Below are 14477 nucleotides of genomic sequence, written 5' to 3' on the forward strand. Positions count from 1 at the left end.
AGGAGAAACAAGATGTCTGTCCACGCCGCCCCGACCATCCGGACCGCCGTCGTGACCGGAGGCTCGCGCGGCATCGGCCGCCGGGTCGCCACCCGACTGGCCGCCGACGGCTACGCCGTCGTCATCAACTACGTCAGCAACTCCGCCGAGGCCGAGGCGGCCGTGCGGGAGGTCGAGGCCGCTGGCGGCCAGGCGATCGCGGTACGCGCCGACGTCGCCGACGAGAATGCGATAAGCGCTCTCTTCGACACCGCCGAGCAGACGTACGGCGGTGTCGACGTGGTCGTGAACGCGGCCGGCCGGATGCCCCTCGCGCCGCTGGCCGACCTCGACCTCGACGTCCTGGATGCCCTGTACCGGACCAACATCCGGGGCACCTTCGTCGTCGACCAGCAGGCGGTACGGCGACTGCGTCCCGGCGGCGCCATCGTCAACCTCTCCTCCTCGGTCATCGGGCTCGCCTTTCCCGGCTACAGCGCCTATGCGGCCACGAAGGGCGCGGTGGAGGCGATGACGCTGGTGCTGGCCCGGGAGTTGCGGGGCCGCGACGTCACGGTGAACGTGGTCGCACCGGGGCCGACCGCCACCGACCTGTTCCTCCAGGCCAACGACGAGGAGCGGGTCGCGCGGCTGGCGGCGCAACCGCCGTTGGAGCGGCTGGGCACCCCGAACGACATCGCGGAGGTGGTCGCCTTCCTCGCCGGTCCGGCCGGCCACTGGGTCAACGGCCAGGTGCTGCGGGCCAACGGCGGAATCATCTGACCGCGTGCGGTGGGAAGCAGTCGACCGGGAGGCGTCCGTCGGGAGGCGGTGACCGGCCATCGGCGGGCCCCGCACGGGTCAGGGGCGGATCTGCCAGGCATTCACGGCCAGCCGGCCGGTGTTGCCGAGGTCGATCACGGTCCGTGGCGCGACGATCTGCGGCGGTTCCCCCGCTGCCGGGGCGATCTCCAGGTACTTACCCCTGGTGGCGGGCACGGTCGAATCCGTCACCGTGTTGCGCCACAGGATTCGCGCCATCACCTGCTCGCCGGGCCGCAGCGTCACCGGCCGGGGTGGTCCGTCATAGCTGTCCGGCGCGCTGACCGGAGCGGAACCGTTGCCGACCGTGATGTCGAGTGGCTGCCGGTCCTCGTCCAGCACCCGCACCACCGGAAAGCCGTTCGCGGTGTAGTCGCGGGTGCCGCAGTTGGTGAGGACGATGCCGATCGCCCGAAGCCCCATGGCGCCGTCCACCGGGCCTGCGGTGATCGCGACTCCCGATTCCGGACAGGCGGCAGCCGTGCTGCTCGGCGACGGCGTGGGTGGGGGTGGAACCGGTGCGGGACCGGTACAGCCGACGAGCAGTGCGATCCCACCGAGCAGCGGGCCGAACCGGCGGATCGTTCTCGCCGGAGCACACCGGACGCCGTGGACCTCCGTGGGCAGAGCGGATCTTGGATTCACCCGGCCCAGGATTCCAGCACGACCGGGGGAACGGCCGACCGGCCCGGCGTGGAGAGGTCGAGCAGGGTCGCGCAGACGGCAATCAGCCGGGCGCGTAGTTCACCGGCACGCTGCGAGAACTCGCGTTGCCGGGCGACGTACTCGGCCCTGCCCTCCGGTGTCTCGATGGCGACCGCCGGCTGCCCGTACGAGGAGAGGTCGTACGGGGACGCCTGCATGTCGAGCAGTCGGATGTCCCGGGCGAGTGCGAAGCAGTCGAGCGCCAGGTCTCCGGGAACCGCGGGGCCGAGCTTGCTCGCCCACTTGTGGCAGTCCATCGAGGCGTGCAGGCAGCCCGGCTGGTCCAGGTCCACCTGAGTTGCCCGGGTGGGTTGAAGGCGGTTGAGACCGACCGCCTCCGGGGTGAAGAACCGGAACGCGTCGAAGTGCGTACACCGGATCTGGGCGGACTCGACCACGGCGTCGGTGCCCTCCTGCCCGAGTCGCAGCGGAAGGGGGTGCCGGCGCTCACGTTGGCGGTAGACCATCGCCCACTCGTGCATTCCGAGGCAGCCGGTGAAGGCCGGGCGGGACGCGATCGCGGTCAACAGCCGATGGATGAAGCGTACCGACTCGGATCTGTCCGCCAGGTAGGCCGTGACGTCGAGCCGTACGACCCCACCGGCGTCGGTGGCGTACCAACGCCACTGTCCGTGCGGCGCGGCGCCGGCCGCGCCCGGTTCCAGCCCGGTGCCCGCTCCGGGGTGCCAGCGTCGCAACTGTGCCGGCCTGGTGCCGTAGTAGTCGTAGAGGAAGTCGTCGATAGCGTGCCGTTCCCCCGATGCCTTCCGGGCCCGGTGTCCCGCGGTGAGGAGGTCGGCGCGTTCCTCGTGGGCCTGGACGAGCCCACGCCAGATCGGCGCGGGCATGATCGTCGGGGGCAGGCCGGTCACCGCCGGGCACCCCGGTCGTCCCTCGCCCGCCGGGCACTGAGGTCGGCCGTGTCGGGCACGGCGGTCCGGATGCGGGCGGCGATCACCAATCCAGGGTACGACCAGCCCTGACCCGCGTCCCGACGGCAGGGTGCCGGCCCAGCCGGGTTCAGTGCGGTACGTCCACGCTGACTCCGGCCGAGAAGACCGCGCTGCGCAGCTCGATCCGGGTCGGCGGGGCCGGTCCAGCCGGGGCGAACACCAGCGGAAGGAGCATGCGTTCACCCGCCGGTACGGGCTCGGCGAACGGATCCTTGCCGGCGTTGGCAGTCTGGGTGGCCGGTACGTCCGCGCCGACCCAGTCGCCCGTGGGCAGGTACGCCCGTTGCAGGGTGCCGTGCCACTGCTGGCTCCGATCGGTCAGGTTGCGTACGCCGACGATCGCCTGACATCCGGCCGGTGCCGGTGGGCAGAGCAACCGGTACACGGTGAACTCGAAGGCGCTCTCCCGCAGGCTCGTGCCGACCGGGCCGGCGACGGTCTTGCCTACCCACGCCCCGCTCGACGGCTGTCGACCGGTGCTGATCGCGCTCACCTGGCTCGATCCGATCCACGCGGTGATCGTGGCGAAGGCCACCGCGAGCAGCAGGGCGACCCCGACAGCCAGCCAGGCGGGTGGCTTCGCCCGCCGCCGTCGTGGCCGGTAGGCCGTGGCCGGATGCGGGCTGGGCCGGGCCCGCCCGACCGCAGGGGACGTCTCTTCGGGGTACTGCGCCTCCGTTGATTCCTCCGGCTCGTCCCCTTCGGTCTGCTGGGTTTCCGCGGGTACCGGGGTGCGGGGCGGCACCGCCGCCTGGCCGACGTATCGGGCACCGCCCGCGATGCCCACCAGCCCCTGCGCCTCGGCCGGCTCGCCGGGCCGGGGGACGCGGTCGTGCTCCGCCAGACCACCGTCGTCCGTCAGCCGGTCGTCATCCGCCAGTAGGCCGTCATCCGTCAGCCGGTCGTCGTCCGTCAGCAGGTCGTCGTCCGTCAGCAGGTCGTCGCTCGTCAGCAGGTCGTCGTCGACCAGTTCGGCACCGTCGCCCTCCGGCCGGAGCCGGCTGTCCGTGGGCCGCTCCTCCGCGAGCCGCTCCTCCGCCAACTCCCGATTCTCGAAGAGGCCGCCGTCAGCAACCGGTTCGCCGTTCCCGACCAGATCGTTCCCGGCCAGAACGCCGTTCTCAGGATGGCCGGTGGCGCGTAGGACTTCGGCCGGCGCTGGGATCTTGGCGTTTCCGCGTACCCGGGCGGTGGCCCTGGCGATGGGATTACCGGACCGACGGATAACCCGTCCCTGGGCAGCGGCGGCGCGTTCCTCGTCGGCACGCCGCTCCGCCGCTTGCTTCTTCGCGCGTTTCTTCGCGCGTTTCTTCGCGGCGCGTCTCTCCCCGGCGCCACTGCGACCGGTGGCATTGTCCGGGTCGGTGGCGCCACTCGGGTCGGTGACGCTACTCGAGCCGGTGGCGCCGTCCGGGCCGGCGGCGTTCACGATGCCGGCCGCCCGTCGACGGCGTAATCGGCGGGACCAGATCAGGCCGGCGGCCCCGGCGAGCAGGATCACCACCACTGCCGCGACGCCCAGCATCAGGGTGCTGCGCCACCACGGCGGGGATGCGGCGGGCTCGGCCCGTACCGAATTGTCGGTACCGGATCCCCCACCGCCGGCGGCGCCGGCATTCGCCGGGTCCCAGGTCGCGCTCGCGCAGTCGTACGGCATGTTGCCGTTGGCGACGAAGGCGCAGGCCGGTGCGGTGACGTTCGTCCTGCCGGGCGGCGGTGTGAGGGTGCTGGTCAGCCGCGCGGCGGTTCGGGCGCCCAACTGCACCTGCCAGACCACCTCCGGGCCGGCCTGGCCGGGCTGCCCACCGGCGGGAACCACCTGGCCCCCCTGGCTGATCATCGCCGTGGTGGTGCCGGGCGGCAGATCCTGCCGGACGGTCGTCCTGACCATCCCGTCGGTGGCGTTGCGCACCTGGATCTCGTAGCGTGGCGACGCGCTTCCGGAACTGGTCATCGCGATCGTGATCAGCGGAGCAGCCGCCTGGGCGGGGACGCCGGGTGCGGCGGTGGCCAACAGGCAACCCCCGATCACCGCCCCTGCCGTACGTAGTCGGGTCGATGCAGGCATCACGAAGAGTCCTCCCGATCCGACGCTAGGCCGGTTCCGGCGCCGGCCGGCGGCGAAGAATCGAACCGCTGCCCGGGAAGCGGAAGCTGCGGTATTGTGCGCCGCCCGGTGCGGCATCGGGCCCGACCGCTGGTGGGGATAGATTGGCCGGGTGCGTATCGCTCGTTTCGCTCATGCAAAAGGAATGTCGTTCGGCGTGGTCGAGGGTGACCCCGAGGCCGGCCCGGAGGGCCTGACGGTGGCCGAGATCGAGGGCCATCCGTTCGGCGAGATCCGCTTCACCACGGCCCGGTGGGCGCTGGCGGACGTCCGCCTGCTCTCGCCGATCCTGCCGAGCAAGGTGGTGTGCGTCGGGCGTAACTACGTCGAGCACGCGGCCGAACTCGGTAACGAGGTGCCCGCCGAGCCGCTGCTGTTTCTCAAGCCGTCCACGTCGGTTATCGGGCCTCGGGACGCGATCCGGCTGCCGACCCAGTCGAAGCAGATCGAGCACGAGGCCGAGCTGGCCGTGGTGATCGGGCCGCCGGGCGTACGCCGGGCCGACCGGGCCACCGCCGCGCAGGCGATCTTCGGCTACACCTGTGCCAACGACGTCACCGCCCGGGATCTCCAGCGGTCGGACGGTCAGTGGACCCGGGCCAAGGGGTTCGACTCGTTCTGCCCGATCGGCCCGTGGATCTCGACCGGAATCGACGTCAGCGACGTCGAGGTCCGCTGCGAGGTGGGCCGTGCCGCCGAGGAGATGGAGGTACGCCAGCTCGGTCGGACCAAGGACATGGTGTTCGACGTACCGACCCTGGTGTCCTACATCTCACACGTGATGACACTGCTTCCCGGCGACGTGGTGCTGACCGGCACTCCGGCGGGGGTTAGTCCGATCGTCGACGGGGATATCGTGACGGTGCGCGTCGGAGGGATCGGCGATCTGTCGAACCCGGTGGTGGCTCTGGATTAGGGGGCTGCCGCCGGGACGGTGCGGGGTCAGCGTCCGGTACCGACCCGATTTGGCCTCCACCACCGGGTCCGGTAAAGTTCGCTTCCGGTGCGACGAGCACCGATGGGGTATGGGGTAATTGGCAGCCCAACTGATTCTGGTTCAGTTAGTCTAGGTTCGAGTCCTGGTACCCCAGCCACCGATGCCCGGAAGGGTGCCGGTAGCTGGTCTCTGGTAGAGTTCAGCAGCGTTGATCGCAAGGTCAACAACGGAAGTTCTGGCCCCGTCGTCTAGCGGCCTAGGACGCCGCCCTCTCAAGGCGGTAGCGCCGGTTCGAATCCGGTCGGGGCTACACATGACGGCCCGCGTCACCTACTGGTGGCGCGGGCCGTTTCCGTTGCGCCGGGGGCCTGAGCGCCAAGCTGTGGGCGCGTACACGCCGGGATGCGAGCGGGCGTATGCGCCACGATGCGGGCGTACCGGCGGTACGGGCGGAACCCGTTGCGTCGTACCGCCTATGGGTCGAGCATCGCACACCAGGCGGCGTACGGCAGACGAATGAGCCATCCAGCCCAGCTCGCACCCGCCCGGTGAGTTAGGAGGGGGCCCTTCTTCTACAGAATCCGATAAGAAGGGGCCCTTCCTTACACCTCTCTAGAGGCCGCTGAGGCGTTGGCCGGCTCGGACGACGGCCATCGCGTGGCGATCGCCGGGGCGGCGGCCCAGCCGTTCGATCGGTCCGGAGATGCTGATCGACGCGATGACGCGGCCGGTGCGGTCGCGGATCGGGGCTGAGACGCTCGCCACCCCGGGCTCGCGCTCGGCGACGCTCTGGGCCCAGCCGCGGCGGCGTACCTCGGCCAGGGTGCGGCCGGTGAACTTGCACCGGGGGAGTAGTGGCATCACCGCCTCCGGTGGTTCCCAGGCGAGCAGGATCTGGGCTGCCGAGCCGGCGGTCATCGGCAGTACCGAACCGACCGGAACCGTGTCGCGCAGTCCGCTGGCCCGCTCGGCGGCGGCCACGCAGATCCGCTCGTCGGCCCGGCGCAGGTAAAGTTGAGCGCTTTCGCCGGTCGCGTCCCGGAGCGCGGAGAGCAGCGGCTCGGCCGCGGTCAGTAGGACGTCCGGGGCGGCGTTCGCCAGCTCGCCCAGGCGCGGCCCGGGGCGCCAGCGCCCCTGGGTGTCCCGGACCAGCATCCGATGGATCTCCAGGGCCTGCGCCAGGCGATGCGCGGTGGCCCTGGGCAGCTTGGTGCGATCGACGAGTTCGGCCAGGCTGGCGCCGTCGACGCAGGCGGCGAGGATGACCACCGCCTTGTCGAGAACGCCGACACCGCTCATACTGTGTCCCACAAGCCGAAACCTACCTCCCAGAATTTAGGATGTCCAGATGGTGGGAGTCACTCCAGAGCCGTCCTCGCCCAGGACCTTGGCCGAGAAGGTCTGGGATGCTCACGTGGTGCGATCCGCTGACGGTGAGCCGGATTTGCTCTATATCGACCTGCACTTGCTGCACGAGGTCACCAGTCCGCAGGCGTTCGACGGCCTGCGGATGGCCGGTCGCCCGGTCCGCAGACCCGACCTCACGCTCGCGACCGAGGACCACAACACCCCGACCGGGTACGACGATCCCGCGTTCCGGTCCCGGCGAGGTGACCTGCTCACCATCGCCGACCCGACCTCCCGGACCCAGATCGAGACGCTGCGCCGCAACTGCGCGGAGTTCGGTCTCCGCCTGCACCCGCTCGGCGACGAGAACCAGGGCATCGTGCACGTGATCGGGCCGCAACTCGGACTGACCCAGCCCGGCCTGACGATCGTGTGCGGCGACTCACACACGGCCACGCACGGCGCGTTCGGTGCCCTGGCGTTCGGCATCGGGACGAGTGAGGTGGAACACGTTCTCGCGACCCAGACCCTGCCGCAGAACCGTCCCAGGACGATGGCGGTCACGGTCACCGGTGAACTGGCTCCCGGAGTCACCGCCAAGGACCTGGTCCTGGCGCTGATCGCCCAGGTGGGCACCGGTGGGGGGCGCGGCCACATCGTGGAGTACCGCGGCGAGGCGATCAGCCGGCTCTCCATGGAGGGCCGGATGACCATCGCCAACATGTCCATCGAATGGGGCGCCAAGGCCGGCATGATCGCGCCGGACGAGACCACCTTCGCCTACCTCAAGGGCCGCCCGAACGCTCCGCAGGGCGCGGACTGGGACGCGGCACTGGAGTACTGGCGGACGCTGCCCACCGACCCGGACGCGACGTTCGACAGCGAGGTGGTGCTGGACGCGAGCCGGATCAGCCCGTTCGTCACCTGGGGCACCAACCCGGGGCAGGGTACGGCGCTGAACGCGGTGGTGCCGGATCCCGAGGAGTTCGTCACCGACGCCGAGCAGACGGCCGCGCGGCGGGCCCTGGAGTACATGGACCTCAAGCCCGGAACCCGGATGCGGGACGTTCCGGTGGACGTGGTCTTCGTCGGCTCGTGCACCAACGGCCGCCTGGAGGACCTGCGGGCCGCCGCCGACGTCCTGCGCGGGCACAAGGTCGCCGACGGGGTACGGATGCTCGTCGTGCCGGGTTCCGCCGCCGTCCGCGAGGCGGCCGAGCACGAGGGCCTGGACGAGGTCTTCACGGCGGCGGGTGCGGAGTGGCGGTTCGCCGGCTGCTCGATGTGCCTCGGCATGAACCCGGACACCCTTCAGCCGGGCCAGCGCTCGGCCTCGACCTCCAACCGCAACTTCGAGGGCCGGCAGGGCCGGGGCGGTCGTACCCACCTGGTCTCGCCACCGGTCGCCGCGGCCACCGCCGTGGTCGGCCGCCTGGCCGCTCCCGCCGACCTGTGAAGGGCTGAGCTGACATGGACAAGTTCACCGTGCACACCGGTACGGCGGTTCCGCTGCGCCGGTCCAACGTGGATACCGATCAGATCATCCCCGCCGTGTACCTCAAGCGGGTGACCCGGACGGGCTTCGAGGACGGTCTCTTCAGCGCCTGGCGCGAGGATCCGACATTCGTTCTCAACGATTCCTCATATTCCGGTGCGTCGATTCTGGTTGCCGGCCCGGAGTTCGGCACGGGGTCGTCCCGAGAGCACGCGGTCTGGGCTCTCCGGGACTGGGGGTTCCGGGTTGTCATCGCCCCCCGCTTCGGCGACATTTTCCGGGGGAACGCCCTCAAGGAAGGTCTCCTGCCGGTCGAGCTCGAATTGAAGGCCGTCGAGGCATTGTGGGCGTTGGTGGAGTCCAACCCGGCGGTGCGGATCGACGTTGATCTGACCGCCCGGGAGGTCCGGGCCGGCGACGACACCTGGTCCTTCCCGCTCGACGATTTCAGCCGGTGGCGGCTTCTGGAGGGCTTGGACGACATTGGACTGACCCTCCGGCATGAGGCGGACATCACCGCGTACGAGGGGCGCCGCTCACCCTTCCGGCCCGTGGTGGCATAGGCCGAACGCTCGACCACACAGTCGATTTCGCCCCCGCCGGTCCGTCCGGCGGGGGCGAATCCGTTGCGACACAATGGGTTTTTTCGAGCAGATGTTTGTGTCCCGGTGGCACAGGGCATACCGTGCGCGCAGAATGGCTCGCGTTGAGTCCAGTTGCACATTGGGAGGGAAGTCGTGAACAAGGCCGAGCTCATCGAGGCTCTTGCCGCGCGTCTGGGTGACCGGAAGGCGGCGACGTCGGCGCTCGACGCGGTCCTCGCGGAGGTCCAGGCGGCGGTCACCAAGGGGGATCGGGTGGCCATCACCGGGTTCGGGGTGTTCGAAAAGCGCGTGCGCGGTGCTCGAACAGCCCGCAACCCTCGCACCGGCGAGTCGGTGAAGGTGAAGAAGACATCGGTTCCGGCCTTCCGGCCGGGCGCCGGGTTCAAGGAGATGGTCGCCAGCGGCAAGGCCCCGAAGAACACGGTCGCGGCGAAGAAGAGCGCCACGGCCACGACGGCGAAGTCGACCGTCGCGAAGAAGACCGCGACCAAGAAGGCGGCGCCGGCGAAGGCGACCGCCACCAAGGCCACGGCCGGCAAGAAGACGGCTCCGGCGAAGAAGGCCACCGGCGTCAAGAAGGCCACCACGGCCAAGAAGACGACGGCGGCGAAGAAGACGACGGCAGCCAAGAGCACTTCCACCCGCGCAACGGCGGCGAAGAAGACCACCGCCAAGAAAGCTCCGGCCAAGAAGGCCGCGAAGCGCTGACTTGGGCACCGCGAGGGCGTCTCCGGCTCGGCCGGGGACGCCCTTGGTGCTGTCCGGGAACGCCATCGGCGCCGGCCGAGAGGGTCCGTGGGGCCGAAGTCGTACCGCAGAAGGGGTCGCAGGGGCCCTGAGCGGCTCCTGGACGGCTCGGAATCCCCGTACCCTGTGCGTACTACGTTCCGGGCGGCTGTGCCCGTGACGACGTCGCCACGCAGGTCAGGAGTCTGGGGTGAGAAGCCGGTCCGCGCCGTCCAGCCGGCTGGCGCCAACCAACCGTTCGGCGGCGAACGCGAGCAGCCAGCCGGTGCCCTTCCCGGTCTCGAAGTCCTGCGGCGGCTCGGCCGGATCCGCCAGGGCGGTCAGCCGGGCCAGCGCCTCCGAAATCACCTTGCCCTGACTGCACACCACCACCGAGCCGCCGGTGCGGGCGAGGTCGAGCAGCGCGCCGGCCGCGGCGAGGGCGTTCTCCACCGTGTCCTGGCCCGGCGCCGGTTCGTCGAAGGCGGAATCGACCTCGACCGGCCGGTCGAGCAACTCGGCCAGGGGCTGGAGCGTCTGTACGCACCGCCGGGGCGCCGCCGAGAACAGGCGTACCGGACGGATGAACGCCAGGAGTTCCGCCAGGGCGTCGGCCTGTGCCTGGCCGGAGGTGTCCAGCGGTCGAGCGGTGTCCGGCCCGGACCAGGTGCCCCGTTTCCCGGCCTGCGCGTGCCGGACGATCCCCACCATCGCGGTCACCGGCGGCAGCGCGGCGAAGTCCCCGAGCACCCGTACGTCGTGCGGGTAGCTGAGCAGCCGGGTGGCCTCGCCCAGCGGCAGCCAGCGCACGTCGTCGACCTCGGTCTGCGGCTGGAAGCCCCCCGTGCCGGCCGCCCGCATCGACCAGAACTCGACCACCTTCGGCGCACCGTCCCGCATCAGGTAGTGCACCAGGGGCAGCCGAACCTGCGGAACCCCGCGTACGTCGGCCTCCTCGGCGACCTCCCGCACGGCGGCGGTCAGCGGATGTTCCCCCGGATCCAGCTTGCCCTTGGGCAGCGACCAGTCGTCGTACCGGGGACGGTGTACGACACACACCTCCACGCCGTCGCCGGACGGCCGCCAGACCACTCCACCCGCTGCCCGTACCGGAGTCATCGCAGCCATGCCGTCCGGCGTCTGCGCGCCGTCCGGCCCCAGGCGTCGGGGAAGGCGGCCCGAGCGGCGTGCACGCTGGCCCGCTCCCGTTCGAAGAGCCGCCCGGCGGTGACCGCCGTGGCGTGGTCGCCCCGCTCCAGTTCCGCGATCGACAGCCAGGTCTGCGCGGCGACCGCCGCGTCCTGGTGCTCACCGAGCAGGTCCTGCACCTTCTTCAGCGCGCGGGCGAGCTTCGCCGCCTCGCCGCCGAGTACTCCGGCGACGGCGTCGACGGCGTACCGGGCCCGCTTGCCGTTGATCCGGACCGCGTGCCAGCGCTCGTCCGGTGCCTCCGGGTCGAGATCGGCGGCGCCGTCGACCTCGTCGTCGCCGTCGGTCAGCCGGTGCCAGGGCCGGGCCACCAGCCGGGGCAGGACCTCGGTCGCCGGTCGTCCGGCCCGGCCGGTCAACTGTGGCGTCCGGGCGGCGTCCACCAGTGCCTCGACCAGGGTGAGGTAACGCGCCGAGCCGAGTGCCTCGTCGACGGCGGCCAGCGCCGCCTCGTGCCGGGCGACCAGCACCCGGTCGATCCGGGCGACCGCCGCCGGGTCGAGCGGGCTGAGCGGGTCGGCCGCCGCCGTAAGCGACAGCCGGGCCCGAAGCACCTCGGCGTCGCGGGCCTGCCCGAGTATCCCGGCGAGCCACTTCAACTCGTCCCGCAGCGGCCGGGCCCAGGCCTTGCGGACCAGTGGCCCGAACGTCCGCAGGTCGCTGCGGAGCCGTCGACAGCCGACCCGCATCTGGTGTACGGCGGTGTCGTCGTTCCCGACCGGTGCCCGCAGCCGGACCAGTGGATCGTGTCCGAGCAACCGCCCCGTGCTGCGGCGGATCGCGGCGACCACCACGTCTCCCGCGCTCGGCTCGGCGGCCAGTTCGCCCGGGGCGACCAGGTCAGGTTCGCCCTCGGCCGCCGCGCCGAGTGCCCGGACGTGCTTGGGGGTGAAGCCACCGGCCCGGGCACCGGCGCCGGTCAGCACCGACTCCACCCGGTCGAGCAGTTCCCGCTCGCCGCGCTTGCGCTCCACCTCGATCTCGCGGAACGTGGCCCGGACCCGCTTGCCGTCCAGCACCGACACCGCGTCGTCGGCGAGCTCCACCAGCACCCGGTCGGCGTCGTCGCGCAGTTCGTACGCCCGGCGGACGGTCCGGACCACCGCCGCCGGGGTCAGCTCCGCTCCTCGGGAGTACGCGGTGACCAGCGCGACGAGGTCGGCCGGCGGAGTCTTCGGTCGGCCCTGACGGGAGATCTCGTGTCGTACGCCGGGGCTGTCGGCCGGCAACTTGACCGTCCAGGGCAGGGCGTCGCCCCGACGGTGGCGCAGCGAGACACCGGCCCGGGCCAGCCGCAGGTCGGCAGTGTCGAGGTAGGTCGCGGTGAGCGTCACCGGGGGCAGCTCCAGCAGCCGGCCACCGGCCGGTACGGCGCCGGACAGTTCGGGCAGGAGGAACTCCTGGTCCACCTCGTACTTGCGCTCCTCCTCCAGCATCGGGCAAGCCTAGTCCGCCCGTCCGGGGCAGCCACCGCCTTGACGGGGTGCCCGGATCACCTGGCGTGTCCGGATCATTTGGCGTGCCCGGAGAACCGGCCCAGCAGCGCCTCCTGCAGGTGGATCGGCGGCCGGTCCGGGCTGCCCGTGCGGCGGGCCCAACTGCCGTCCCCGGACAGCTCGAACGCGTCGATCTCGTCATCCAGCGAGAGGGTCAGCAGCTTGTCGAGCTCGGCTCGGGCGACCGGATCGGTCACCTGCACCAGCGCCTCCACCCGGCGGTCGAGGTTGCGGTGCATCAGGTCGGCCGAACCGATCCAGAACTCGGTGCCGTCCTCGGGCCCGCCGCTGCCGAACCGGAACACCCGGGAGTGTTCGAGGAACCGGCCGAGGATCGACCGCACCCGGATGTTCTCCGACAGCCCCGCCATACCGGGCCGGAGCGTGCACATCCCCCGGATCAGCAGGTCGACGTGCACCCCGGCCTGGGACGCCCGGTAGAGCGCGTCGACGATCGCCTCGTCCACCAGCGAGTTGACCTTGAACTGGACCAGACCCGGTACGCCCCGACCGGCCTTCTCCGCCTCCCGCTCGATCCGCTCGATCAGGCCGCTCCGGATGCCCTGCGGCGCGACCAGCAGCCGCCGGTACGAGGTCTGCCGGCTGTAACCGGTCAGCACGTTGAACAGATCGGTGAGGTCGGCACCCACCTCCGGGTCGGCGGTGAGCATGCCGAAGTCCTCGTAGAGCCGGGCGGTCTTCGGATGGTAGTTCCCGGTGCCGATGTGACAGTAGCGGCGGATCTGGTTCCCCTCCTGCCGTACCACCAGGGCGGTCTTGCAGTGCGTCTTGAGCCCGACCAGGCCGTAGACCACGTGGCAGCCGGCCCGCTCCAGCACCCGGGCCCATCCGATGTTGGCCACCTCGTCGAACCGGGCCTTGATCTCCACCAGCACCACCACCTGCTTTCCGGCGGCCGCGGCGTCGATCAGCGCGTCCACGATCGGCGAGTCGCCGCTGGTGCGGTAGAGGGTCTGCTTGATGGCCAGCACGCTGGGGTCGGCGGCGGCCTGCTCGATGAACCGCTGCACGCTCGTGGAGAACGAGTGGTACGGATGATGCACCAGGATGTCGCCGTCGCGCAGGGTGGCGAAGACGCTGCGCGGCACCTCGCCCTCGACCAGCCGGGGATGGGTGGCCGGCACGAACGGCGGATACTTCAGGTCGGGCCGGTCGCACTCGTTGTAGACCTGCCACAGCGACGACAGGTCGAGCAGCCCCGGAATCCGCAGCACGTCCTGGCTGTCCATGTCGAGTTCCCGGACCAGCAGGTCGAGTACGTGGTCGGAGACCGACGCGGCCACCTCCAGGCGTACCGGAGGACCGAACCGGCGCCGGGCCAGTTCCCGCTCCAGGGCCTGGAGCAGGTCCTCGTCCCGATCCTCGTCGACCTCCACCTCGGCGTTGCGGGTGATCCGGAACAGATGGCACTCGACCACCTGCATGCCGGAGAAGAGCTGGTCGAGGTGGACCGCGATCAGGTCCTCCAGCGGCAGGAACCGGCTACCGGGAGCGTCCCGCTCGACCCGGACGAACCTCGGCACGTTGTTGGGGACCTTGACCCGGGCGAAGAGCTCCGATCCGGCGTCGGACTCGCGGACCACGACGGCGAGGTTGAGCGACCGGCTGGAGATGTACGGGAACGGGTGCGCCGGGTCGACGGCGAGCGGGGTGAGCACCGGGAAGATCTGCTCCCGGAAGTACGTCCGCAGCCGCTGCCGCTCCGGGGTGGGCAGGTCGTCCCAGTGGACCAGACCGATGTTCTCGGCGGCCAGCTTGGGCATCACCTCGTCGACGAAGCAGCGGGAATGCCGGGCGACCAGGTCGGCGGCGGTCTCCGACACCAGTTGAAGCTGGGTACGCAGCGGCATCTGGTCGCCGCCCCGGACCGGTAGCCCGGCCGAGAGCCGCCGTTGCATGCCGGCGACCCGGACCATGTAGAACTCGTCCAGGTTGTTGGCGAAGATGGCCAGGAACTTGGCCCGTTCCAGCAGCGGGGTGTCCGGGTCCTCGGCCAGGGCCAGTACCCGGGCGTTGAAATCCAGCCAGGACAGCTCCCGGTTCAGGAACCGGTCCGGCGGCAGCGGTTCCGCCGG

Annotated in this window: 12 protein-coding genes and 2 tRNA genes; 7 read left to right on the forward strand and 7 right to left on the reverse strand. The window is 71.0% G+C overall.

The genetic code is table 11. The annotated features are described in order from the left end of the window. The first annotated feature begins 12 nt into the window (after positions 1 to 12). Positions 13 to 762 carry an SDR family oxidoreductase gene (locus tag I0C86_RS35720; protein ID WP_196205722.1) on the forward strand — a complete coding sequence of 250 codons (750 nt, stop codon included), beginning with the start codon at positions 13 to 15 and terminating at the stop codon, positions 760 to 762. 78 nt (positions 763 to 840) lie between these two features. Here I0C86_RS35720 and I0C86_RS44045 read toward each other — a convergent pair whose 3' ends face one another. The 3 genes from I0C86_RS44045 to I0C86_RS35735 all read right to left on the reverse strand — a co-directional run bounded on the left by I0C86_RS44045 (position 841) and on the right by I0C86_RS35735 (position 4527). Then, positions 841 to 1446, reverse strand: coding sequence for a DUF4232 domain-containing protein (locus I0C86_RS44045; protein ID WP_196205723.1), 606 nt, complete (start codon positions 1444 to 1446; stop codon positions 841 to 843). After that, entirely contained in the window at positions 1443 to 2354 is a 912-nt protein-coding gene (locus tag I0C86_RS35730) for a 3-methyladenine DNA glycosylase (RefSeq protein WP_196205737.1), read from the reverse strand. Before I0C86_RS35730 ends, I0C86_RS44045 begins: the two co-directional genes overlap by 4 nt. 172 nt (positions 2355 to 2526) lie before the next feature. Then, positions 2527 to 4527, reverse strand: a complete 2001-nt coding sequence (locus I0C86_RS35735) for a hypothetical protein (protein ID WP_196205724.1) — start codon at positions 4525 to 4527, stop codon at positions 2527 to 2529. Positions 4528 to 4678: 151 nt separating this feature from the next. Here I0C86_RS35735 and I0C86_RS35740 point away from each other — a divergent pair, with 151 nt between their 5' ends. From I0C86_RS35740 to I0C86_RS35750, 3 genes are all read left to right on the forward strand, one after another. Beyond that, entirely contained in the window at positions 4679 to 5482 is an 804-nt protein-coding gene (locus I0C86_RS35740) for a fumarylacetoacetate hydrolase family protein (protein ID WP_196205725.1), read from the forward strand. A gap of 103 nt (positions 5483 to 5585) precedes the next feature. Beyond that, positions 5586 to 5660, forward strand: a tRNA-Gln gene (locus I0C86_RS35745). 80 nt (positions 5661 to 5740) lie between these two features. Further along, positions 5741 to 5813: transfer RNA gene (locus tag I0C86_RS35750), tRNA-Glu, on the forward strand. Between the two features lie 302 nt (positions 5814 to 6115). Here I0C86_RS35750 and I0C86_RS35755 read toward each other — a convergent pair. After that, on the reverse strand, positions 6116 to 6802 hold the full coding sequence (locus tag I0C86_RS35755; protein ID WP_196205726.1) for an IclR family transcriptional regulator: 687 nt from the start codon (positions 6800 to 6802) through the stop codon (positions 6116 to 6118). A gap of 49 nt (positions 6803 to 6851) precedes the next feature. On the opposite strand from I0C86_RS35755, the gene leuC reads away from it, so the two are divergent. The 3 genes from leuC to I0C86_RS35770 all read left to right on the forward strand — a co-directional run bounded on the left by leuC (position 6852) and on the right by I0C86_RS35770 (position 9658). Continuing rightward, complete coding sequence (gene leuC, locus I0C86_RS35760) at positions 6852 to 8306, forward strand: 3-isopropylmalate dehydratase large subunit (RefSeq protein WP_196205727.1); 1455 nt, start codon at positions 6852 to 6854, stop codon at positions 8304 to 8306. 14 nt (positions 8307 to 8320) lie between these two features. After that, a complete protein-coding gene (gene leuD / locus I0C86_RS35765) occupies positions 8321 to 8908 on the forward strand; it encodes a 3-isopropylmalate dehydratase small subunit (protein WP_196205728.1) in 588 nt (195 codons plus the stop codon). 174 nt (positions 8909 to 9082) lie between these two features. Continuing rightward, positions 9083 to 9658, forward strand: a complete 576-nt coding sequence (locus I0C86_RS35770; RefSeq protein ID WP_196205729.1) for an HU family DNA-binding protein — start codon at positions 9083 to 9085, stop codon at positions 9656 to 9658. Between the two features lie 216 nt (positions 9659 to 9874). Here I0C86_RS35770 and I0C86_RS35775 read toward each other — a convergent pair whose 3' ends face one another. From I0C86_RS35775 to I0C86_RS35785, 3 genes are all read right to left on the reverse strand, one after another. After that, positions 9875 to 10804 (reverse strand): NUDIX hydrolase, encoded by a 930-nt coding sequence (locus I0C86_RS35775; RefSeq protein WP_196205730.1) that lies wholly within the window; start codon positions 10802 to 10804, stop codon positions 9875 to 9877. Beyond that, entirely contained in the window at positions 10792 to 12321 is a 1530-nt protein-coding gene (locus I0C86_RS35780; RefSeq protein WP_196205731.1) for a CYTH and CHAD domain-containing protein, read from the reverse strand. The genes I0C86_RS35775 and I0C86_RS35780 overlap by 13 nt, the downstream gene beginning before the upstream one ends. 74 nt (positions 12322 to 12395) lie before the next feature. Further along, positions 12396 to 14477: RNA degradosome polyphosphate kinase (locus I0C86_RS35785; protein ID WP_196205732.1), on the reverse strand; the 2082-nt coding region annotated here is incomplete at its 5' end.

Origin of the sequence: Plantactinospora alkalitolerans (genome assembly GCF_015690345.1) — a bacterium.
Classification (GTDB): domain Bacteria; phylum Actinomycetota; class Actinomycetes; order Mycobacteriales; family Micromonosporaceae; genus Plantactinospora; species Plantactinospora alkalitolerans.